Genomic DNA, 21,252 nt, shown 5'->3' with positions numbered 1-21,252 from the left:
CCCGTCACGACGCGCTCCCGGAGGTGGTGCCGGCACCGGAACCCGACTGGAGCAGGCGCTCGACGTACTTCGCGAGCACGTCCACCTCGAGGTTCACCCGGTCGCCCGGAACGAGCCCGCCGAGGATCGTCGCTTCGAGCGTCGTCGGGATGAGGGAGACGCCGAACGTCTCGCCGTCCACCCGCGTCACCGTCAGCGACACCCCGCTCACCGCGATCGAGCCCTTCTCCGCGACGTACCGCGTCAAGCCCGCAGGTGCCGAGAACACCAGGTCGTCCCAGCGCTCGCCCGGGTCGCGGCTCACCAGCGTCCCCACACCGTCCACGTGACCCTGCACCACGTGACCCCCCAGCCGCGCATCCGCCCGCACCGCACGCTCCAGGTTCACCGGCGAGCCCACCACGAGGTCGCCCAGGGCAGTCCGGCGCAGCGACTCCGGCATCACGTCCGCCGTGAACGACCCGTCGCCGCCCAGGCCCGTCACCGTCAGGCACACCCCGTTGACCGCGATCGAGTCCCCCGGCGCCGCGTCCGACGTGGCGAGCGGCCCCTCCACCGTGAGCACCGCATCCGCTCCCTCGCCGCCCGGGAACCCGACGTCCCGAACCTTCCCGATCTCCTCCACGATCCCCGTGAACATCAGCCGACCCGTCCTTCCGTGCTCGTCCTGGACACCACCAGCGCGTCGTCCCCGACCCGCCTCACCTCGACCGTGCGGAACCGGTGCGCGTCGGCGATCGTCGCCGCGCCCAGCCTGTCCACGACCCGCCGACCGCTCCCCAGCAGCACCGGGGCCACGTACGCGTGCAGCTCGTCCACCACGCCCGCCGCGAGGAACGCCGTCGCGAGCGTCGGGCCGCCCTCCACGAGCACGTGCCGCACCTCGCGCTCCCCGAGCCGTTCCAGCACCAGCCCGACGTCGCGCGTCAGCAGGTGCAGCAGCTCGCCGCCCTCCCCGCGCACGCGCGCCGCCGGCGGGATCCCCCGCAGCCCGACGACGACCCGCAGGGGCTGGTGCGCCGCGAGGGCCTCGGCGCTCGCGGCGTCGTGCGTGCGCACCCGTGCGGTGAGCGCCGGGTCGTCCGTGAGGAGCGTGCCCGTGCCGACGACGATCGCGTCGACCTCGGCGCGCACGCGGTGCGCGTGCTCGCGGGCCGCCGGCCCGGTGATCCAGCGGCTCGTGCCGTCCTCGGCCGCGACGTACCCGTCGAGCGTCGTCGCCGTCTTGAGCGTCACGTACGGCGTACCGCGTCGCACGGACGTCAGCCACACCCGGAGGAGCTCCTCGCCCTCGGCGGCGCGCAGGCCGCGCACGACGCGCACCCCGGCCGCGCGCAGGCGGTGCGCACCACCCGTCGCCACGGGGTTCGGGTCGTCGACGGCGTGCACGACCTCGGCCACCCCCGCGGCCACGAGCGCGTCCGCGCACGGCCCCGTGCGGCCGGTGTGGGCGCACGGCTCGAGCGTCACGACGGCGGTCGCGCCGGTGACGTCGACGCCGCGCGCCCGGGCGTCCGCGAGGGCGGCGGCCTCGGCGTGCGGCGTCCCCGCACCTCGGTGGTATCCCTCGGCGAGGACCGGCCGCGGGTGCGGGTCCACCGAGTCCGGCGCGGCGCCGTCGGGCAGGGCAGGGCCGTGCGGGGCGGGCCCCAGCAGGACGCAGCCGACCCGGGGGTTGGGTCCGTGCGCGGGTCCGCGTCCCGCGAGCTCGAGCGCGCGCGTCATCGCGGCGTCGATCGTCAGGGTCCTGGGGTGCTCGCCCATCGTCCTCCTCCCGGGCACGCGTGCTCCGGGGTGAGGGCGGGCGGCGGGTCAGGCCTGGACGGGCCCGACGGCGTCGCTCACCACGGCGAGGCCGTCGCCGTCACGGACGGGGGCTCCGACGGGTCGCCGGAGCACCACGCCCAGGCGTGGCCGCGCCGCACGTGCTTCCTCCCATCCGGACTGTCACCGTCGGTCCTGGAGTTCCACCAGGTCAACCGCGCGTGGGCGCGGGTCGCGGACTGTCACCGCCGGCTCGGAATTGCACCGACCCCGGAGCACGTTCGTGCGTACTGCTGCTTCCAACCGAGCATGCTACTCGCGCATTCCCCGGGGCCTGCCTGTCCGCCTGCCGAGCAGACGTGACCGAACGACCCCTTCCCTCCGTGCTGTGTGGTGACCGGCCTCGGTAGGTGGGGGTCGTCATGACCGCTTGGCACACTATTTTTGTGGCTACGAGAGGGGGAGACCCGAGGTGCGGGCTCCCTCTCGGCCGGTCGCCGTCAGTGGGCGTGCGCCGACGCCTCCGCCAGCTCGCGCAGCGCCTGGATCTCACCCGGTACGCTCTCCGCCCCGTACACCGCCGACCCGGCGACGAAGACGTTGGCCCCCGCGTCGGCCGCCCGCTCGATGGTCGAGCGCGACACTCCCCCGTCGACCTGGATCCACACGTCCAGCCCGGACTCACTCACGGCCTCGCGCGCCCGTCGGATCTTCGGGAGGGTCCCGTCGATGAACGACTGCCCGCCGAAGCCCGGCTCGACCGTCATGACGAGGATCATGTCGACCTCCGCCAGGAGGTCCAGGAAGGGCTCCACGGGCGTCGCAGGGCGCAGCGCGAGGCCTGCACGGGACCCGAGGCGCCGGAGCTCGCGTGCGAGCCGCACAGGGGCGGCAGCGGCCTCGGCGTGGAACGTCACCGACGCGGCACCCGCCTCCGCGTACGCCGGCGCCCAGCGGTCCGGGTCCTCGATCATGAGGTGCGCGTCGATCGGCACCGGCGACACCTGCGCCAGGCGCTCGAACACCGGCAGCCCGAGCGTGAGGTTCGGCACGAAGTGGTTGTCCATGACGTCGACGTGCGCGTAGTCCGCCGTCGAGATGGCGTTCAGGTCGCGCTCGAGGTTCGCGAAGTCGGCGGACAGGATGCTCGGTGCGATGAGGGCTGCCATGGCTCCAGCCTAGGGTGCCTCCGCCCGCCCCCGACGCTCGTAGGCTCGTCCCGTGAGCAGCCTCCCCTCCCCCGGCACCCGACGCCCACCTGCGCCGACAGGGCCGACAGGGCCGACACCGGTCCCCGCGGGCGTCCGGGTGCGCGCCGCCACGCGGGCCGACCTCGGCCGCGTCGCCGCGATCGCCGCGCCCTTCGTCCGCGACACGTGCGTGACGTTCGAGGAGGAGGTCTGGGACGTCCCCGCGTGGGAGCGCAAGCTCGACGACGTCACCGCTCGCGGCCTGCCGTTCCTCGTCGCCGAGGTCGACGGGCCGCCAGGTCCGGACGGCACGGGCCACCCGGTGGTCGCTGGCTACGCCTACGCGTCCGCATGGCGCCCGAAGCCCGCGTACCGACACACCGCCGAGGACACGATCTACCTCGACCCCGACCACACCGGGCACGGGATCGGCACCGCGCTGCTGGGCGCGCTGCTCGACGCGTGCGTCGCCGCAGGCGTCCGGCAGGTCGTCTCGGTCGTCGCCGACGTCCCCGAGGCGGCGGGCTCGCTCCCCCTCCACCGGCGCTTCGGCTTCGTCGAGACCGGCCGCCTCACCGCCGTCGGCTTCAAGCACGGCCGCTGGGTCGACACGATCCTCCTCCAGCGCTCCCTCTGACCCGGCGACGAGACCCTCACAGCCCGCCCGACGCGCCGAGGTAGAGGCGTGGTCGGTCGAGGTAGAGGCGTGGTCGGTCGAGGTAGAGGCGTGGTCGTGCCGTCGGGCACGACCAGGGCTCTACCTCGGCGAGCCGGGATCAGGCGAGGATGCCTCGGCGGAGGTCGGTGGTGCGCTGCTCGACGGTGCGCCAGGCGTGGCGGCTCACGCCGGGGTGGGCGTCGCGGTCGACGTCCGCGAGCGCCGCGAGGAGTGCGTCGAGGGTCTGGACGACGGCGCGCTGGGCGCGGCGTCGGGGCAGGCCCCAGGTGGTGCCTTCGGTGACGAGGTGGTCGGCGGTGAGGCGGTCCATGTCGCGTTCTCCGGCGACGTCCATGGCGAAGACGCGGGAGGCGTGGTCGTGGTGGAGGTGCATGGAGACGTCGTAGGCGGGGGCGAGGCGGACGGTGCCGTCGGCGTGGCGGAGGACGGAGATGTTCTTGGCGTGGGCGTCGGTGTTGCCGAGGGCGAGGTTGAAGGTGGTGAGGGCGAGGAGGGGGTCGGGGCGGGTGCCGTCGTCGCGGAGGGTGCGGGCGATGGCGGCGAGGGAAGGGAAGCGGCGTCCGTGCTGGAACTTGCGTTCGGGGTCGCGGGTGTTGATGCCGAGGGCCTGGGCGGCGTCCTCCTGGTGGAGGCGGGCGGTGCCGCTGGGTTCGCGGGGGTCGGGGATGCGGTCGTAGCGGGTGACGACGATGGCGCGTTCGCCGTCGAACTCGGTGACGTGCGCGTCGACGGTGGTGAGGCCGACGCGGCGGGCGAGGTCGAGGGCGGCGGCTTCGGTGTTGACGAGGTCGGCGGTGGGTGAGTCGGAGGGGCGGGCGACCTTGAGGATGTGGGTGGTGGGGGCGGATCCGTGGGGGCGGGCCCAGCCGTGCTCGTCGTGGAGGAGGGTGATCTTGGGTTCCATGCCGGGCAGGGAGCTGGTGAGGTGCTTGCTTCGTCCGACGCCGCCGAATCGCGCGACGCCTTCTCGAAGGAGCCTGGCGACCGCGGCGTCGTCGAGCCGTTCGGCGGGAACGGATCGATGGCCGGCTTGGCCTGGAGGGCGCAGCTCTACGGCTCCGATGGTGTCGCCTGCGTACGCCGTGAAGAACGAGAGGTGGTCCTCGGGGTCGACGGCGGCTTCCATGGCCATCTGGTCGCGGGCGCGGCCCTCGGGCATGAGCCCGTCGAGCCATGCGGTGGCCCGGGCGGGGTGTGGTGGTTCGTCGGGTTCCATCGGGAGGAGGTGGGACAGCGTTCGCGCGCCGATCCCCCACCGTTCGTAGGCCTCGTCTGTCCATGTGAGGTCGACGCGATCGTCTCGTCGTCGCGTGAAGCGCCCGGCGTGAGTCCCGTAGAGCCAGAGGTCGAGCTCCTCGGCCCGTCTCACGATCGGTCCTCGAGGCGGAGGGAGATGTCGAGGTGGTCGAGGACCTCGAAGAGCCGGGTGATGTAGAGGTTGTCGACGCCGTTCTCGAGCTCGGAGAGATACTGGCGGGTGATTCCGAGGTCGTCGGCGAGCTCCGCCTGAGTGATGCCCTGCGCTCGCCGTACCCTGCGGACGGCCGCGCCGATGTCGCGCGCGCTCCGGGCGCCCGTCCAGTGTCCTGTCATCGCGTCTTCCCTCCTGCCAGCGAACTATGTCCGACTATCATGACACGGACTTCCGCCGAATATCCTGACAAAGGCACTGTGGCCTGGTCAGATGCGACGGAGGAGCGTGAGGTGCATGGCGTCGGTGCCGTGGACGTGCGGCCAGAGCTGGACGGCCTGGCGGTCGCCGAGCTCGATCGTGTCGCGCGCCTCGGGGCGCACGACGTCGCGCACGACGGCCGGGGCGTCGAGGACCTCGACGTCGTCGCGGCGGCGGAGCACGTCGGCGACGACGACCTGGGTCTCGGCGAGGTGGGGCGAGCACGTGACGTACCCGACCACTCCCCCGGGCCGGACGGCGTCGAGCGCGGAGTCGAGGAGCTCGCGCTGGAGCCCGGTGAGGGTCGCGAGGTCCGCCGGGGTGCGCCGCCACCGGGACTCGGGACGACGACGCAGCGCACCGAGGCCGGTGCAGGGGGCGTCGAGGAGCACGCGGTCGTACGCACCCGGCTCGTCCTGCCCGACGGCGCGCCCGTCGCCCGTGCGCACGGCCTCCACGGCGTCCGCGGGCACGGCGGCGAGCGCCTTCTCCACGAGGCGTGCGCGGTGCGGCTGGACCTCGTTGGCGACGAGGCGGGCCCCGCGCTCGGCCGCGAGCGCCGCGAGGAGCGCGGCCTTGCCGCCGGGGCCGGCGCACAGGTCGAGCCAGCGCGCGTCGTCGCCGGTGGAGCCGGGCTGCGGTCCGGTGAGCGGTGCGGCGGCGAGCGCGAGCGCGACGAGCTGGCTGCCCTCGTCCTGGACGCCGGCGCGGCCGTCGCGCACGGCGCCGAACGCGGCGGGGTCTCCGCCCTCGAGGCGCAGCGCCGTGGGGGCCCAGCGGGCGGGGGTGACGCGGCCGTCGCCGTCGGCGAGCTCGTCGGGGGCGGCGAGGCCGGGACGGGCCACGAGCGTGACGCGCGGGGCGTCGTTGTCGGCAGCGAGGAGAGCGTCGATCTCGTCGACGGGACGGCCGTTGCCGGCGAGGGCGTCGCGCAGGGCGCGGGCGATCCACACGGGGTGGCTCCGGGTGGCCGCGAGCGCCGCGAGGGCGTCCGGGGCGTCGTCGGCGATGGTGGTGAGCCAGTCGTCGAGGGGGGTGCGGGCGACGCGGCGCAGGACGGCGTTGACGAGCTGGGCGCTGCCGGCGCCGGTGCGCTCTCGGGCTAGGCCGACGGTCTCGGACACGGCGGCGTGCTGGGGCACGCGCATGCCGAGGAGCTGGTGCGCGCCGAGCCGCAGGACGTCGAGCACGGGCGGGTCGAGGCGGTCGAGGGGGCGGTCGAGGCAGAGCGCGAGGATCGCGTCGTAGCGCCCGCGCAGGCGCAGGGTGCCGTAGGCGAGCTCGGTGGCGAACCCCGCGTCGCGGCCGCGGATGCCGCGCTCGCGCAGCAGCGGGGGCAGGACGAGGTTGGCGTAGGCGTCGGATCCGTCGACCTGGCGCAGGACGTCGTAGGCGACGGCGCGGGCGAGGTCGGTGCCCTTGCGGCGCTGGGAGGGTGCGTGCGCGCTGCGGGACGTCTCGCCCCGGGAGCGGGCGGCGCCGCGCTGGCGGCCGCGGGCGTCGCGGCGCTCGTCGGCACGGCGGTCCTGGCCACCGGCGGACCAGTTCGAACGGGCGTTCGAGCCGTCGCGCTCGGCCTCTCCGCGCGCGTTCGAACGCGCGTTCGACTCGCGGTCGTCCCGCGCGGATCCGCTCGCCCGATCGTTCGAACGTGCGTTCGATCCCCTGGTCGACGGCCGGCGGTCCATGGCGTCGCGGTCGCGGTCCGCGGGCGTGCCGCCGCTCATCGGGCGACCTCCGCGCCGAGGACGAGCTCTTCGGAGAGGCGTGCCCCGCGCGCCCAGTCGGCGGCGGGCATCTGCTTCTTGCCGACGGGCGCGACGTCCCCGAGCCGGACGGCGTGCGTCGCGGTGCCGACGAGCACCTCCTTCTTCCCCACGCGCACCTGCCCGGGGGCGAGGTCCGTGACGTCGGGGCGCGGCGTCACCGGGCCGAGGCCGAGGCGGGCGCGCGCGCCGTCGGGACCGGGGACCGTGGTCCAGGAGCCCGGCGCCGGCGTGCAGCCCCGCACGAGGCGGTCGACCGCGAGCGCCGGGTGGTCCCAGCGCACCTCCGCGTCGGCGGGCGTGAGCTTCGCGGCGTGGGAGACGCCGTCGACGGGCTGGGGCTGCGGGCGCAGGGTCCCGTCCTCGAGCGCGTCGAGCGTCGCGACGAGCAGCCCCGCGCCGGACACGGCGAGGCGGCCGAGGAGGTCCCCGGCGGTGTCGCGAGGACGGATGGTCTCGGTCGTCGTGCCGAGGGTGGGGCCGGAGTCCAGGCCCTCCTCGATGAGGAACGTCGTGGCGCCGGTGACCTCGTCCCCGGCGATGATCGCGCGCTGCACGGGCGCGGCGCCGCGCCAGGCCGGCAGGACGGAGAAGTGCAGGTTGACCCACCCGTGCCGCGGCACGGCGAGCACGTCGGGGCGCAGGATCTCCCCGTACGCGACGACGGGTGCCGCGTCGACGTCGAGCTCCGCGAGGCGCGCGAGGAACTCCTCGCCGCGGGGGCGGTCGGTGATCACGGGGATCCCGGCCTCCTCCGCGCGCACGCGGACGGGGCTCGGGGTCAGGCGCCGTCCCCGGCCCGACGGCGCGTCGGCGCGCGTGAGGACGGCGACGACGTCGTGGCGGGAGTCGAGGAGGGCGTCGAGGGACGGGACCGCGGTATCCGGGGTCCCGGCGAACAGCAGGCGCATGGGCCCGAGTCTAGGTCGCGCGGCGCTCCCGACCGCGCGGTCGGGAGCCGCGCTACCCGAGCGCGGGAGTCTCCTCGTGCCCTGGTCCGCCCACCGTCCGCGCGCCGAGCGGCACGTCCAGGGGGACGTCCACCCGGCGCGAGATCGCCGCCTCGGTGCACACGGACCCCTCCTCCGGTCGCCGGACGACCACCCGCACGGTGATCTCGACCGCGTCGTCGCTCTCGACGACGTCGACGCCCGCGTACTCCTCGCAGGCGGCGCCGTGCTCGACCACGATCGGCAGCACGTCCCCCGCGAGGTCCGCGTCCGGAGCGACGTGCCACCGTGCGGTCGCGCTCGGCGCGCCGTCGGAGCAGGCCGCGAGCGCCGCCACCACGAGCAGCGCGGACGCCATGAGGGCCGGTCGCCGAGCGGGGAGCACGGCTCTCATCCCAGCAGACGCCGCGCACCCGCGGAAGGTCGGCGCCCGTCAGCCCAGGGACCCCGGTCGACCACCTCCGGCCCGCGCGGTGCGGGACGCGCCACGGACGCCCGCGGCGACCGTCACCGCGCGACGGGCACGCCGAGGTCACGCAGGGTGGCGCGCAGGCCGGGCGTGCCGTCGAAGAGGTGCGTGCGCAGGCCGAGCCGGGCCGCGGCGTCGATGTTCGCGGGACTGTCGTCGGTGAAGAGCGTGCGCGCCGGGTCGAGGCCGAACCGGTCGACCGCGAGCGCGAAGATCGCGGGATCGGGCTTGGCGAGACCCTCGCGCCCGGAGACGAGGACGTCCTCCATGAGGGTCGTGGCCGGGGCGGCGGGCCCGGCGTGGGGGTACAGCTCGGCGGACCAGTTCGTCAGCCCGTAGAGGCGCAGCCCGAGGTCGCGCAGCTCGCGCACCAGCTCCTCGGAGCCCTCCACGGGGCCGGTGAGCGTCGCGGGGAACTCCGCGACGTAGCGGTCCAGGAGCGCCACGTGGTGCGGGTGGGACGCCGCGACGGCGGCGCGCGCGTCCGCCCACGTGGCCCCGGCGTCGCGCTCGTGGTTGAGGACCCGGAAGTCGACGTCGGCGAAGAACGCGTCGACCACCTCCCGCTCCAGCCCGGCGTACGCGCCGTACGGGTCCCAGCCCACCAGCACGTTGCCGAAGTCGTACAGCACGGCGTCGATCGCGCGCTCGGGGGTGCCGCTGGTCGGCGCGGGGTGGTGAGTCGTCACAGGATCTCCTTCGGGTCGAGCTCCACCCGCACGCTACCCGGCTCCCGGCGCGCCGACCGCACCGCGAGGGACGCGGCGAGCTCACGCGCGAGCCGCCGGCCGTCGCGCACGGGCACCCGCACGACGGCGCGCACGGGTGGGGCGTCCAGCATCCCCGGCCCCGGGCCGTCGACGGCCCCGCTCCCTGGGCCGCCCGCCCCCGGCGCCCGCCCGCGCGGCGGGGGCGCGGGCACCTCCACGGGACCGAGGACGGCGTCGGGCCGCGCCAGCTCCACCCGCCCCAGCAGCGCCGCGACGGCCGGGCGGTCCCCGGTCACCGCCGCCACCCGGACGGCGGGCGGCAGGGACAGCTCGGCCCGCTCGTCGAGCTCCCGGTCCGCGAGGAGCGCCGGGTCCCAGCGCACGAGCGCGTTGGTCGGCGCCGGGGCGGCGTCGCCGACGAGCAGCACCTGCCCGCCCGCGGTCGCCGGACGCACGAGCGCCGCCGCGGCGAGCCAGCGCGCGAGCGCGTCCTGCGCGACGTCCAGCCCGACGTGCGCGGTGCTCACGGCGGCGTCGAGCAGGAGCGCCGCCGCGTACCCGCCCTCGGCGACCGGCTCCGCACCCGGCGTCGCGACGACGAGCGCCGGTCGGGACGACACCGCGCCCAGCACGCCGCCCGCCGCGGCCGCGCCGGACACCTGCACGGGCACGCCCGCGAACGCGCGCCCCAGCTCCTCCGCCGTGCGCTGCGACCCCACGCGCACCGACCGCAGCCCCGTCCAGTGACACTCCGCGCACGACCACCCGCCCGCGAGCGCCCCGCACCACGCGCACTGCGGCGTCGCCTGCGGGCCGGACAGCGCGAGCGGGCCGTGGCACACGGTGCAGCGCGCCGGCGTGCGGCAGCGCCCGCACGCGACGACGGGCACGTACCCCGAGCGGGGCACCTGCACCAGCACAGGCCCCTGCTCGAGCGCGGAGCGAGCCGCGCGCCACGCCGCGGTCGGGATGCGGGCCGCGGCGCCCGGGCCCTCGGCGGCGAGCTCCACGGAGGTCAGGGCGCGGACCCGGGGCGCCCGTGCCCGCACGACGTCGCGCGGCGCCGCCAGATCGTGCGCCCAGCCCCGGGTCACGAGCGCGTGCGCCGCGACCGTGCGGCCGTGCGACCCGAGGAGGAACGCGGCACCCTCCTGGTCGCTGCGCAGCGCGAGCACCTCGCGCGCGTGCGGGTAGGGGGCACGCGGCTCGGCGAGCGTGTCCTCGCCGTCGTTCCAGCACACCACGAGACCGAGGTCCGCCACCGGGGCGAACGCCGCCGCCCTGGTCCCCACGACGACCCGCGCCCGGCCGTGCAGCACCGCGAGGAAGCCGCGGTACCGGGGCGCCGGTCCCTCGTCCGCGGTGAGGCGCACCACCTCGCCCCCGGTCGCGGCGTCCCACGGGGGCAGCCCCGCGGCGTCCAGGGCGGCGCAGACCTGGTCCACGTCCCGCGCGTCGGGCACGACGACGAGCGCCCCCCGGCCGCCCGACCGGGCCGCGCGCACCGCCTCCGCGACGGCCGCGGCCCAGTGCGTCACGGGCAGCGGGTCCGCCGCCCGGCGCACCGGCGCGGCACCCTTCCGGCGCTCGACCGGCCCCGGCACCGAGGCAGGAGGGGCGGGCGGCGCGAGGCCCGGCAGCGCGGTCCACACCGCCCGCGGCGCGCCCCCGCCCGCGACGTGCGCGAGGAACGCCGCGCCGGCGCGGTACGGGGCCCACACGGACCCGCCGGACACCGCACCGGACCCTGCGGCCTCTGACGGGGCGGGGTGTGCCGCGCCGGACTCGCCCACCGGCGTCGTGCCCCCCGCGGCGCCGCTCCCGGGTGCCGCGGCGACGGCGGCCGCGAGCGCCTGCTCGGCGCGCGCGTGCCGGGGCGGGACGGCGAGGCGGAGCACGTCCGACAGGGTGCCCGCGTAGTGGTCGGCGACCGAGCGCGCGAGCCGCGCCACGGCCGGCGAGAGCACCGGCTCCGGCGAGACGACGCGGCGCAGCGGCAGCAGGCGGCCGTCGTGGTCGGAGCGCTCGGTCCGCTCCAGGACGTACCCGTCGACGTCGCGTCCGGCGAACCGCACCTTGACCCGCACGCCGGGCTGCGCGTCGTCGGACATCGTGGCGGGCACGAGGTAGTCGAACGCGCGGTCCAGGTGCGGGGGCGCCAGGTCGAGCGCCAGGCGCGCGACGGGCAGGTGCCCCGCGACCTGCTGGGACGCCGGGACGGCCGGGCGCCGTGCCGCGGGCGCCGAGACGCCCGGCAGGGTGTCCTGCACCGCCTGCGCCGTGTCCTCGGGCTCGCTCACGACGTCATCGAACCACGCGCCGCCGTCACGACCGGGCGGGCGGGCGGCACCTCGCCGAGCGCGCGGACGCTCGGGCACGCCAGCAGGTCGACCGGCAGGCGAGCCGGCGCGGCCGTGCGAAGCCGGGCCGGGCTCGTCACACCAGGGACTGCAGGTCCGCGACGCGGTCCGTGCGCTCCCACGTGAACTGGTCCAGCTCGCGCCCGAAGTGCCCGTACGCGGCCGTCGCGGCGTAGATGGGGCGCAGCAGGTCCAGGTCGCGGATGATCGCCGCGGGCCGCAGGTCGAACACCTCGCGGATCGCGGCCGTGATGCGCTCGACCGGCACCTTCTCCGTGCCGAACGTCTCCACGTACAGGCCCACGGGGTGCGCCTTGCCGATCGCGTACGCGACCTGCACCTCGCAGCGGCGCGCGAGGCCCGCCGCGACGACGTTCTTCGCGACCCAGCGCGTCGCGTAGGCGGCCGAGCGGTCCACCTTCGACGGGTCCTTTCCGGAGAAGGCGCCGCCGCCGTGGCGGGCCATGCCGCCGTAGGTGTCCACGATGATCTTGCGGCCCGTCAGGCCGGCGTCGCCCTGCGGGCCGCCGACGACGAAGGTCCCGGTGGGGTTGACGAACAACCGGGTCGCGCGCGTGTCGAGGTCGACGCCCGCGGCCTCGAGGACCGGCGCGACCACGTCGTCCGCGACCAGCCGGTGCAGCGCGTCCTGGCGCACGTCCGGGTCGTGCTGCGTGGACAGGACGACGGTGTCGAGCGTGACCGCACGGTCGCCGTCGTACCCGATGGTGACCTGCGTCTTGCCGTCCGGGCGCAGGCCCGGCACCGTCCCGTCGCGGCGCACGAGCGCGAGACGCTCCGCGAGGCGGTGCGCGAGCCAGACCGGCAGCGGCATGAGGCTCGGCGTGTCGTCGCTCGCGTACCCGAACATCAGGCCCTGGTCGCCCGCGCCCTGCGCGTCGAGCGGGTCGTGGTCGCGCTGGTCGTCGCGCTCCTCGAGGCTCTTGTCGACGCCCTGCGCGATGTCGGGCGACTGCTGCCCGATCGACACGGAGATGCCGCACGAGTCCGCGTCGAAGCCGATCGCGGACGACGTGTACCCGATGCGGCGCACGACGTCGCGCACGATCTGCGGGATCTCGACGTACGCGTCCGTGGTCACCTCGCCCGCGACGTGCACGAGGCCCGTGGTGACCATGGTCTCGACCGCCACGCGGGACGTCGGGTCCTGCGTCAGGAGCGCGTCGAGGATGGAGTCGGAGATCTGGTCGCAGACCTTGTCCGGGTGCCCCTCGGTGACGGACTCGGACGTGAACAGACGCAGATCAGCCATGCCGCACAGCCTACTGTCCCGAGGCGTGGGCGCGGGCATCCGGTAGGCGAGACGAGACGCGGGTCACTCGACCCGTGCGACCCCGTCGTCCGCCGTCGCCGCGGCCACCCGGCCCGCGACGACGTCCCACACGGCGTCCGCCACCGCGCGCTTGGTGCCCCCCGCCGTCGCGACGACCTCGCCGGACCCGTCGACGACGGTCACGTCGTTCGCGTCGACGCCGAACCCGAGGCTCTCGCCCACCGCGTTCACGACGAGCAGGTCCGCGCCCTTGCGGCGCGCCTTCGCCCGGCCGTGGTCGAGCACCGAGCCGTCCGCGTCGCCCGTCTCGGCCGCGAACCCCACGACGACCTGGCCGGCGCGCAGCCGGTCGTGCGCGAGCTCGGCGAGCACGTCCGGGTTCTCGACGAGCGCGATCGGCTCCGGCCCGCGGCCCGGCACCTTCTTGATCTTCGCCCCGGGCGCGTGCGCCGGGCGGAAGTCCGCGACCGCAGCGGCCATCACGACGACGTCCGCCGACGCCGCCGCGGCGCGCACCGCGTCGCGCAGCTGGGCCGTCGTCTCGACCCCGACCACGTCGTCCAGGCCGGCGTCCCGCACCAGCGCGGCGACGTCCGGGGCCAGGTTCGCCGCGACGAGCGTCACGTGGGCGCCCCGCGCCCGCGCCGCCCGCGCGAGCTCGACCCCCTGGCGCCCGCTGGACCGGTTGCCGATGAAGCGGACCGGGTCGATCGGCTCGCGCGTGCCGCCCGCGGAGACCACGACCCGACGACCCGCGAGGTCGCGCGCCGGCGCCGGTTCCCCGCTGGCGCCCGCCTCGTCGTCGGCGCCCCCCGCGACGGCCAGGGCGACGCGCGCGATCTCGTCGGGCTCGGGCAGGCGCCCCGGGCCCGTGTCGGCACCCGTCAGACGGCCCGACGCGGGCTCGATCACGTGCACGCCGCGCTCGCGCAGCGTGGCCACGTTCGCGCGCGTGGCCGGGTGCTCCCACATCTCGGTGTGCATCGCGGGTGCCATCACGACCGGGCATCGCGCGGTCAGCAGCGTCGAGGTCAGCAGGTCGTCCGCCCGGCCCGACGCCGCCCGCGCGAGCAGGTCCGCGGTCGCGGGCGCCACGACCACCAGGTCCGCGCCCTGGCCCAGCGCGACGTGCGGGACGTGCTCCACGTCCTCGAACACCTGGTCCGTCGCCGGCTCGCCCGACAGCGCCTCCCACGTGGGCGCGCCGACGAACCGCAGCGCCGACGCCGTGGGCACCACGCGCACCCGATGACCCTGCTCGCGCAGCAGCCGCAGCAGCAGCACGGCCTTGTAGGCCGCGACCCCGCCGCTCACCCCGAGCACGATCCGCATGTCGCTCCTCCCGCCGGTCCCGCTCGAACTCCGCGTCCACCCCGGGGGCGGACGGCCGTGGACGCACGAACGCCGCGCCCTCGTCGTGAGGGGCGCGGCGTACGGGCTCAGGCCTCGTCGGCCTCGTCGGGCTCGGCCTCGATCGTCAGCAGGCCCGCGTTGATCTCGCGCATCGCGATCGACAGCGGCTTCTCCTGGTTGCGCGTCTCGAGCAGCGGCCCGACGTTCTCCAGCAGGCCCTCGCTGAGCTGCGAGTAGTACGCGTTGATCTGGCGCGCGCGCTTGGCCGAGTAGATGACGAGCGCGTACTTCGAGTCGACGTGCTCCAGCAGGTCGTCGATCGGCGGGTCGGTGATGCCCTCGGGGGCGGCGACGGTTCCGGACACAGTTCGCTCCGTGGGTTCAAGGGTCTGCAGCCGACGGCTGCAGCTGGTCGATGGCGGCGGCGCGCCGACCGCTCCGTCCGGGGCCGGGCGGCGCGGCCCCGGGCAGTCGCCGGGTCCGCGGACCGGGCCTGCGGCCCACCGGGGAGCGGGCCCGCGCGCGGGCACCGCAGGACAGTCTACTCGGTGTGCTGCTGAGTGTGCTGCTCGGTGCGCTCGGGCGGCGCGGGATCCGCCGACCGCGCGGCGTCACCCGTCCCGCCCACGACGGGCCGGGGCTCGAGCCCCATGACGCGCACGAGCTCGTCCGTCGCGCGGTGCACCTCGTCGTTGACGATGACGTGGTCGAACTCCGACTCCGCCGCGAGCTCGACCCGCGCCGTCGTGAGCCGACGCTCGCGCTCCTCCGCGTCCTCCGTGCCGCGGCCGACGAGCCGGCGCACCAGCTCGTCCCAGCTCGGCGGGGCGAGGAACACGAAGCGCGCCTCGGGCATCGAGGCCCGCACCTGGCGGGCGCCCTGGAGGTCGATCTCCAGGAGCGCCGGCACGCCCGCGGCGAGCTTCTCCTCGACCGCACGCCGGGGCGTGCCGTAGCTGTTGCGACCGTGCACCACCGCCCACTCGAGCAGCTCCCGGTCCGCGACCATGCGGGCGAACTCGTCGGCGCCGACGAACAGGTAGTGGACGCCGTCCACCTCCCCCGGCCGCGGGTCGCGCGTGGTGGCGGACACGGACAGCCACACCTCCGGGTACCGGGCCCGGATGTCCGCCGACACCGTCCCCTTCCCCACGGCGGTCGGGCCGGCAAGGACGGTCAGGCGGGCGGGGCCGGGTGAGACCACCGACGCCGACGTCCCCTCGGCGGGGGCGTGCGGCGTCGGGTCGGACGGGTGCGCGGAAATGTCAGCCAAACCTCTCGATGAGGGCCGCGGACTGGTGGGGGCCGAGGCCGCGGACACGACGTGTCTCGGCGATCCCGATCTCCTCCATGATCGCCCGAGCCTTCACCTTACCCACGCCGGGCAGGGACTCCAGCAACGAGACCACCTTGAGCTTGCCGATCATGTCGTCCGTCTGCCCGCGCTCGATGACCTCCTTCAGGGAGCCCTGGGAGTACTTGAGCCTGTTCTTCACCTCGGCGCGCACGCGTCGGGCCTCTGCGGCCTTCTCGAGCGCCGCCGCGCGCTGTTCTGGGGTCAGGGGTGGAAGTGCCACGCAAGTCACCTACTCGTCGTCAGGCGGATGGGCCCACTCAGTCGTCCCGGCGTGCCCCGACGAGGAGCCCTAATCGGGTGAATCACCCGGGCGACCTGCGCCGACGCACGGAGCCGACCCCTCGAAAGTAGCGAGCCTCGACCGATCGGGCAACGACTGGGCAGGGCGCGTCGCGCGCCGTCGGCGCAGCGAGGGGCGTCGTGAGGTGACCGAGGGGGACCGTCAGGACGCCACGAGGCGCGCGACGAGCGCGTCGCGCACGGCCGTGGTCACCCCGCACGCGACGAGGTAGCCGTCCACGCTCCCGTGCTCGCGGGCGGCGAGCTCCCACGCCGCCTCGAGGTACTCCGGCTCCACCGTGAGGACCGGGGCCAGCGCGTCCGGGGACAGGCCCGGGATGGGCGGGACGAGCGCGGCGAGTCCACCCACGGCCGACCGGCTCGCGAGGTACTCCGCCAGGCGGTCCTCCTCCCCGACGCCCGCGACGTACTGGGCGAGGGCGACCACCCACCCGGTGCGGTCCTTGCCCGCCGAGCAGTGCACGACCGCGGCGCCGTCCGACGACGCGACCTCGCCGAGCACGCGCCCGACCGTCGCGCGGATGCCCGGGTCCTGGACGAACGTCGCGTACACGCCGTGCATCATGCGGCGCGCGACCGCGGTCGGGTCGTCCGCCGCCAGCAGGCCCGCGATCAGCGCCGCGGGGTCGGCCGACGCTCCCCCGCCGCCCCCGGCCTGCAGGCCCTGCGCGGGGTCCATGCCGCGGCGCAGCACCCGCACGCCGCCCGGCACCGCGTCCGCACCGTCGCGCTCGAACTCGTCGTCCCCGCGCAGGTCGAGGACCGTCGTCACCCCGAGGTCGGAGAGCGCCGCCTGGCCCGCCGGGGTCAGGCGCGACAGGCTCGCCGTCCGCAGCAGGACGCCGGTGCGCAGGGGCTCGTCGTGGCCGATCGGGACCGCCCGGCCTCCGACGTCGCGCGCGTTCCACGTGCCCGGCACGTCCAGCGCGCCCGGCACGGCCGCGCCCTCGGGTGCGGGGACGGCGACGGCCGCCTCCGTGGGCGTGCCGGAGCCGCGCGGGCCCGCGTCGTGGGACGTGTCGTGGGAGGTCATGGGCGCAGTCTCGCACGGCACGACGACGACCAGCGTGCCCGGACCCTCGCCGACCACGTCCCGGAACGACGGAGGGGCCGGCACCCGCAGGTGCCGACCCCGTCGCCCGGGTCGGTCTCTCAGCCGCGCAGGGCCTGCGCCGCCTCGTCCGTGGCCGCTCGCGCCGCGGCGCGCAGGGCGTCGGCGTCCGGTCCGGCGCGCAGGACGCCGCGCGAGGAGGACGCGAGCACCTGGCGCCGCGCGTCCCCGAACACGGCGGCGAGCTCGGCCGCTCCCGCGCCCTGCGCACCCACGCCGGGGGCCAGGAGCGGGCCCCGCACCGCCGCGAGGTCCGTGCCGGTGCGGGCCGCGGCGTCGGCGATGGTCGCACCGACGACGAGCCCGACCGGTCCGAGCGCGTCGCCCGACTCGACGACGGGCGCGTTGAGCCGCGCGGCCTCGCGCGCCACGTGCGCCGCGACCGACTCCACGTCGGCCCCGGCGCCGCGGCGCGCGTGCTGCACCTCGGCCCCCTCGGGGTTCGAGGTGAGGCACAGCACGAACAGCCCGCGCCCGGTCTCCAGGGCGGCGTCCACCGCGGGCTGGAGCGAACCGAAGCCGAGGTACGGCGAGACCGTCAGCGCGTCCGCCGCCAGCGGGGAGCCGTCGCGCAGGTACGCGTCGGCGTACGCCGCCATGGTCGAGCCGATGTCGCCGCGCTTGGCGTCCATGATCGCGAGCGTGCCCGCCGCACGGGCCGCCGCGAGGACCTCCTCGAGCGCCGCGACGCCGCGCGACCCGTGCCGCTCGAAGAACGCCGACTGCGGCTTCACCGCGGCGACGCGCCCGCCGACCGCCTCGACGACCCGCAGGCCGAACTCGCGCAGCCCGGAGGCGTCGTCGGGCAGGCCCCAGTCCGCGAGCAGGCCGGGGTGCGGGTCGATCCCGACGCACAGCGGCCCGTGGTCGTCCGTCGCGGCAGCGAGCCGCGCGCCGAAGCCCGCGCTCACGCGCCCACCCGCTCCGCGGCGGCGGGCAGCGTGACGCCGGCCGTCAGGCCCTCGCCCGCCATGTGCTCCTGGAGGCTGGCCACTGCGAACGGTCCCGCGAGGACCGCCTCGATGCCCTGCACCGCCGCGGCGAGCTGGTCGACCGTCGTCGCGATCGGCTTGTCGGCCGCCGTCGTGGCGGCCCGGATCTCGTAGCCGTCGGCGCGCGCGCCCTGGCCGGACGGGGTGTTGATGACCATGTCCACCTCGCCGGCCGTGATGAGGTCGACGATCGTCGGCTCCCCGTCGGCGCCGCGGCCCGCGGAGAACTTGCGCACCACGCGCGACGCGATGCCGTTGCGGCGCAGCACGCTCGACGTGCCGTCCGTCGCGAGGATCTCGAACCCGAGCTCCGCGAGGCGCTTGACCGGGAAGACGATCGAGCGCTTGTCGCGGTCCGCGACCGAGACGAACACGCGGCCCGACGTCGGCAGCCCGCCGAACGCGGCGGCCTGCGACTTGGCGAACGCGTGCGGGAAGTCGCGGTCGAAGCCCATGACCTCGCCCGTCGAGCGCATCTCCGGGCCGAGCACCGTGTCCACGACGACGCCGTCCGCGGTGCGGAAGCGCTTGAACGGCAGGACCGCCTCCTTGACCGCGATCGGCGCGTCGAGCGGGAGCGTGCCGCCGTCGCCGTCGGCGGGCAGCACGCCCGCCGCACGCAGCTCGGCGATCGACTCGCCCGCCATGACGCGCGCCGCGGCCTTCGCGAGCGACGTGCCCGTCGCCTTGGAGACGAACGGCACCGTGCGCGACGCGCGCGGGTTGGCCTCCAGGACGTACAGCACGTCGGAGACGAGCGCGTACTGCACGTTGAGCAGGCCGCGCACCCCGACGCCCTGGGCGATGGCCTCGGTCGAGCGGCGGATCCGCTCGATCTCCTGCTCCGAGAGGGACACGGGCGGCAGGACGCACGCCGAGTCGCCGGAGTGGATGCCCGCCTCCTCGATGTGCTCCATCACGCCGCCGAGGAACAGCTCGGTGCCGTCGTAGAGCGCGTCGACGTCGATCTCCATCGCGTCGTCGAGGAAGCGGTCGATGAGCAGCGGCGCGGGCAGCGTGCCTGCCGTGCGGTCCTCGGCGGCGGCCGCGGCGAGCGCACGCTCGACGTAGCCCGTGAGCTGCTCGGCCGAGTAGACGATCTCCATGCCGCGCCCGCCGAGCACGTAGGACGGGCGCACGAGCACCGGGTAGCCGATGCCGGCCGCGACGTCCTTCGCCTCGTCGAGCGAGCGCGCCGTGCCGAACGCCGGGGCGGGCAGGCCCGCCTCGACGAGCACGCGGCCGAACTCCCCGCGGTCCTCGGCGGCGTCGATCGCCTCGGGGCTCGTGCCGAGGATCGGCAGGCCCGCGTCCGCGAGGCGCTGCGCGAGCGCGAGCGGCGTCTGCCCGCCGAGCTGCACGATGATGCCCTTGACCGGCCCCGCGGCGAGCTCGGCCTGGTAGACCTCGAGCACGTCCTCGAACGTGAGCGGCTCGAAGTAGAGACGGTCGGACGTGTCGTAGTCGGTCGAGACCGTCTCCGGGTTGCAGTTGACCATGACCGTCTCGTAGCGCTCGCGCAGCGTGAGCGCCGCGTGCACGCACGAGTAGTCGAACTCGATGCCCTGGCCGATGCGGTTGGGGCCCGAGCCGAGGATGATCACGGCCTCGCGCTCGCGCGGTGCGACCTCGGTCTCGAGGTCGTAGGACGAGTAGTGGTACGGCGTGCGGGCCGCGAACTCGGCCGCGCACGTGTCGACCGTCTTGTAGACGGGGCGCACGCCGAGCGCGTAGCGCACCTCGCGCACCGTGGCCTCGCCCGCCGGGCCCATGCCGCGCAGGCGCGCGACCTGCGCGTCGGACAGGCCGTGCTTCTTCGCCTCGCGCAGCACGTCCTCCGTGAGCGCGGGCGCGTCGGCGACGGCCGCCGCCACCTCGTTGACCAGCTGGATCTGGTCGAGGTACCACGGGTCGATCTTCGTGGCCTCGAACACCTGCTCCACGCTCGCCCCGGCGCGCAGCGCCTGCTGGACGCCGATGATCCGGTTCTCCGTGGGGCGCGCGATGCGCACCAGGAGCTCGTCGAGGTCCGCGCCGGAGACGGGGTCGCCGTCCCAGTGGAAGACCGAGCCGCCCTTGTCGATCGAGCGCAGCGCCTTGCCGAGCGCCTCCGTGAAGTTGCGCCCGAGCGCCATGGCCTCGCCGACGGACTTCATGGTCGTCGTGAGCGTCGGGTCGGCGGCCGGGAACTTCTCGAACGCGAAGCGCGGCACCTTGACGACGACGTAGTCGAGCGTCGGCTCGAACGAGGCCGGCGTGACCTGCGTGATGTCGTTGGGGATCTCGTCGAGCGTGTAGCCGACGGCGAGCTTCGCCGCGATCTTCGCGATGGGGAACCCGGTGGCCTTGGACGCGAGCGCCGACGAGCGCGAGACGCGCGGGTTCATCTCGATGACGATGACGCGGCCCGTGTCCGGGTCGACGGCGAACTGGATGTTGCAGCCGCCCGTGTCGACGCCGACCTCGCGGATGACCGCGATGCCGATGTCGCGCAGCTTCTGGTACTCGCGGTCCGTGAGCGTGAGCGACGGCGCGACCGTGATCGAGTCGCCCGTGTGCACGCCGACCGGGTCGACGTTCTCGATCGAGCACACGACCACGACGTTGTCGTGCTTGTCGCGCATGAGCTCGAGCTCGTACTCCTTCCAGCCGAGGATCGACTCCTCGAGGAGCACCTCGGTCACCGGGGAGTAGTGCAGGCCCTGCCCGACGATGCGGCGCAGCTCCTCCTCGTCGTACGCGAAGCCCGAGCCGAGGCCGCCCATCGTGAACGACGGGCGCACGACCATCGGGTAGCCGAGGTCGCCCGCGGCCGCGACGGCCTCGTCGACCGTGTGGACGATGACCGAGCGCGCCGACTCGCCGCCGCACTTCTCGACGACGTCCTTGAACTGCTGGCGGTCCTCGCCCTTCTGGATCGCCTCGATGTTCGCGCCGATGAGCTCCACGCCGTACTCGGCGAGGACGCCCGCCTCGTCGAGCGCGATCGCCGCGTTGAGCGCGGTCTGCCCGCCGAGCGTGGGCAGGAGCGCGTCGGGGCGCTCCTTGGCGATGATCGAGGTGAGGACCTCGGTCGTGATGGGCTCGACGTACGTCGCGTCGGCGAACTCGGGGTCGGTCATGATCGTGGCCGGGTTCGAGTTCACGAGGACGACCCGCAGGCCCTCCTCCTTGAGCACGCGACACGCCTGGGTGCCGGAGTAGTCGAACTCGCACGCCTGGCCGATGACGATCGGGCCGGACCCGATGACCAGGACGCTGGAGATGTCGGTTCTGCGAGGCACG

19 protein-coding genes and 1 riboswitch are annotated in these 21,252 nt (G+C 75.6%); of the genes, 1 reads left to right on the top strand and 18 read right to left on the bottom strand.

What is annotated here, in order from left to right; genetic code table 11:
- Positions 1 to 4 precede the first annotated feature (4 nt).
- The 3 genes from NHH00_RS01090 to rpe all read right to left on the bottom strand — a co-directional run bounded on the left by NHH00_RS01090 (position 5) and on the right by rpe (position 2,933).
- Positions 5 to 640 carry a riboflavin synthase gene (locus NHH00_RS01090; RefSeq protein WP_253049395.1) on the bottom strand — a complete coding sequence of 212 codons (636 nt, stop codon included), beginning with the start codon at positions 638 to 640 and terminating at the stop codon, positions 5 to 7.
- On the bottom strand, positions 640 to 1,764 hold the full coding sequence (gene ribD / locus NHH00_RS01085; RefSeq protein WP_253049393.1) for a bifunctional diaminohydroxyphosphoribosylaminopyrimidine deaminase/5-amino-6-(5-phosphoribosylamino)uracil reductase RibD: 1,125 nt from the start codon (positions 1,762 to 1,764) through the stop codon (positions 640 to 642). Before ribD ends, NHH00_RS01090 begins: the two co-directional genes overlap by 1 nt.
- Positions 1,765 to 1,922: 158 nt before the next feature.
- Positions 1,923 to 2,046, bottom strand: a riboswitch (FMN riboswitch).
- Positions 2,047 to 2,264: 218 nt separating this feature from the next.
- Complete coding sequence (rpe, locus tag NHH00_RS01080; protein WP_087472032.1) at positions 2,265 to 2,933, bottom strand: ribulose-phosphate 3-epimerase; 669 nt, start codon at positions 2,931 to 2,933, stop codon at positions 2,265 to 2,267.
- 52 nt (positions 2,934 to 2,985) lie between these two features.
- Between rpe and NHH00_RS01075 the strand changes: the two genes are divergently transcribed.
- Complete coding sequence (locus NHH00_RS01075) at positions 2,986 to 3,591, top strand: GNAT family N-acetyltransferase (RefSeq protein ID WP_253049391.1); 606 nt, start codon at positions 2,986 to 2,988, stop codon at positions 3,589 to 3,591.
- A gap of 139 nt (positions 3,592 to 3,730) precedes the next feature.
- Here the strand turns inward: NHH00_RS01075 and NHH00_RS01070 are convergent, their stop codons facing one another.
- From NHH00_RS01070 to carB, 15 genes are all read right to left on the bottom strand, one after another.
- Positions 3,731 to 5,002 carry a type II toxin-antitoxin system HipA family toxin gene (locus NHH00_RS01070; protein WP_374613780.1) on the bottom strand — a complete coding sequence of 424 codons (1,272 nt, stop codon included), beginning with the start codon at positions 5,000 to 5,002 and terminating at the stop codon, positions 3,731 to 3,733.
- Positions 4,999 to 5,226, bottom strand: a complete 228-nt coding sequence (locus NHH00_RS01065; protein WP_253049387.1) for a helix-turn-helix domain-containing protein — start codon at positions 5,224 to 5,226, stop codon at positions 4,999 to 5,001. The genes NHH00_RS01070 and NHH00_RS01065 overlap by 4 nt, the downstream gene beginning before the upstream one ends.
- A gap of 87 nt (positions 5,227 to 5,313) precedes the next feature.
- Positions 5,314 to 7,032 (bottom strand): RsmB/NOP family class I SAM-dependent RNA methyltransferase, encoded by a 1,719-nt coding sequence (locus NHH00_RS01060; RefSeq protein ID WP_253049385.1) that lies wholly within the window; start codon positions 7,030 to 7,032, stop codon positions 5,314 to 5,316.
- Positions 7,029 to 7,982, bottom strand: a complete 954-nt coding sequence (gene fmt / locus NHH00_RS01055; protein WP_253049383.1) for a methionyl-tRNA formyltransferase — start codon at positions 7,980 to 7,982, stop codon at positions 7,029 to 7,031. The genes NHH00_RS01060 and fmt overlap by 4 nt, the downstream gene beginning before the upstream one ends.
- A gap of 52 nt (positions 7,983 to 8,034) precedes the next feature.
- A complete protein-coding gene (locus tag NHH00_RS01050; protein WP_253049381.1) occupies positions 8,035 to 8,406 on the bottom strand; it encodes a hypothetical protein in 372 nt (123 codons plus the stop codon).
- 122 nt (positions 8,407 to 8,528) lie between these two features.
- A complete protein-coding gene (locus NHH00_RS01045) occupies positions 8,529 to 9,179 on the bottom strand; it encodes an HAD family hydrolase (protein ID WP_253049379.1) in 651 nt (216 codons plus the stop codon).
- Entirely contained in the window at positions 9,176 to 11,500 is a 2,325-nt protein-coding gene (locus tag NHH00_RS01040; protein WP_253049377.1) for a primosomal protein N', read from the bottom strand. The genes NHH00_RS01045 and NHH00_RS01040 overlap by 4 nt, the downstream gene beginning before the upstream one ends.
- Positions 11,501 to 11,636: 136 nt before the next feature.
- Positions 11,637 to 12,833 carry a methionine adenosyltransferase gene (gene metK, locus NHH00_RS01035; RefSeq protein WP_253049375.1) on the bottom strand — a complete coding sequence of 399 codons (1,197 nt, stop codon included), beginning with the start codon at positions 12,831 to 12,833 and terminating at the stop codon, positions 11,637 to 11,639.
- Positions 12,834 to 12,896: 63 nt separating this feature from the next.
- Positions 12,897 to 14,186: a bifunctional phosphopantothenoylcysteine decarboxylase/phosphopantothenate--cysteine ligase CoaBC gene (coaBC, locus tag NHH00_RS01030; protein WP_253049373.1), complete on the bottom strand. Its 1,290-nt coding sequence runs from the start codon at positions 14,184 to 14,186 to the stop codon at positions 12,897 to 12,899.
- A 107-nt stretch (positions 14,187 to 14,293) separates the two neighbouring features.
- On the bottom strand, positions 14,294 to 14,572 hold the full coding sequence (rpoZ, locus tag NHH00_RS01025; RefSeq protein ID WP_047234226.1) for a DNA-directed RNA polymerase subunit omega: 279 nt from the start codon (positions 14,570 to 14,572) through the stop codon (positions 14,294 to 14,296).
- A gap of 176 nt (positions 14,573 to 14,748) precedes the next feature.
- Positions 14,749 to 15,411: a guanylate kinase gene (gmk, locus tag NHH00_RS01020; RefSeq protein WP_253049370.1), complete on the bottom strand. Its 663-nt coding sequence runs from the start codon at positions 15,409 to 15,411 to the stop codon at positions 14,749 to 14,751.
- A gap of 61 nt (positions 15,412 to 15,472) precedes the next feature.
- Positions 15,473 to 15,784, bottom strand: a complete 312-nt coding sequence (gene mihF, locus NHH00_RS01015) for an integration host factor, actinobacterial type (protein WP_021482878.1) — start codon at positions 15,782 to 15,784, stop codon at positions 15,473 to 15,475.
- 222 nt (positions 15,785 to 16,006) lie between these two features.
- Entirely contained in the window at positions 16,007 to 16,897 is an 891-nt protein-coding gene (locus NHH00_RS01010; protein ID WP_253049368.1) for a tyrosine-protein phosphatase, read from the bottom strand.
- A gap of 119 nt (positions 16,898 to 17,016) precedes the next feature.
- A complete protein-coding gene (gene pyrF, locus NHH00_RS01005) occupies positions 17,017 to 17,886 on the bottom strand; it encodes an orotidine-5'-phosphate decarboxylase (RefSeq protein ID WP_253049366.1) in 870 nt (289 codons plus the stop codon).
- Positions 17,883 to 21,251: a carbamoyl-phosphate synthase large subunit gene (gene carB / locus NHH00_RS01000; protein ID WP_253049364.1), complete on the bottom strand. Its 3,369-nt coding sequence runs from the start codon at positions 21,249 to 21,251 to the stop codon at positions 17,883 to 17,885. Before carB ends, pyrF begins: the two co-directional genes overlap by 4 nt.
- Between the last annotated feature and the right edge of the window lies 1 nt (position 21,252).

The sequence above is a fragment of the Cellulosimicrobium cellulans genome, from assembly GCF_024124905.1.
In the GTDB taxonomy this organism is placed as follows: domain Bacteria; phylum Actinomycetota; class Actinomycetes; order Actinomycetales; family Cellulomonadaceae; genus Cellulosimicrobium; species Cellulosimicrobium cellulans_G.
Note: the sequence above shows the minus strand (reverse complement) of the source record. Positions and strands in the feature narration are given on the sequence as shown.

Bases quoted from the DNA above. Each gene is read 5' to 3' on its own strand.
- metK (WP_253049375.1), bottom strand. From the start codon at position 12,833: ATGGCTGATCTGCGTCTGTTCACGTCCGAGTCCGTCACCGAGGGGCAC.
- coaBC (WP_253049373.1), bottom strand. From the start codon at position 14,186: ATGCGGATCGTGCTCGGGGTGAGCGGCGGGGTCGCGGCCTACAAGGCC.
- rpe (WP_087472032.1), bottom strand. From the start codon at position 2,933: ATGGCAGCCCTCATCGCACCGAGCATCCTGTCCGCCGACTTCGCGAAC.
- NHH00_RS01060 (WP_253049385.1), bottom strand. From the start codon at position 7,032: ATGAGCGGCGGCACGCCCGCGGACCGCGACCGCGACGCCATGGACCGC.
- fmt (WP_253049383.1), bottom strand. From the start codon at position 7,982: ATGCGCCTGCTGTTCGCCGGGACCCCGGATACCGCGGTCCCGTCCCTC.
- ribD (WP_253049393.1), bottom strand. From the start codon at position 1,764: ATGGGCGAGCACCCCAGGACCCTGACGATCGACGCCGCGATGACGCGC.
- NHH00_RS01065 (WP_253049387.1), bottom strand. From the start codon at position 5,226: ATGACAGGACACTGGACGGGCGCCCGGAGCGCGCGCGACATCGGCGCG.
- NHH00_RS01090 (WP_253049395.1), bottom strand. From the start codon at position 640: ATGTTCACGGGGATCGTGGAGGAGATCGGGAAGGTTCGGGACGTCGGG.
- NHH00_RS01010 (WP_253049368.1), bottom strand. From the start codon at position 16,897: ATGACCTCCCACGACACGTCCCACGACGCGGGCCCGCGCGGCTCCGGC.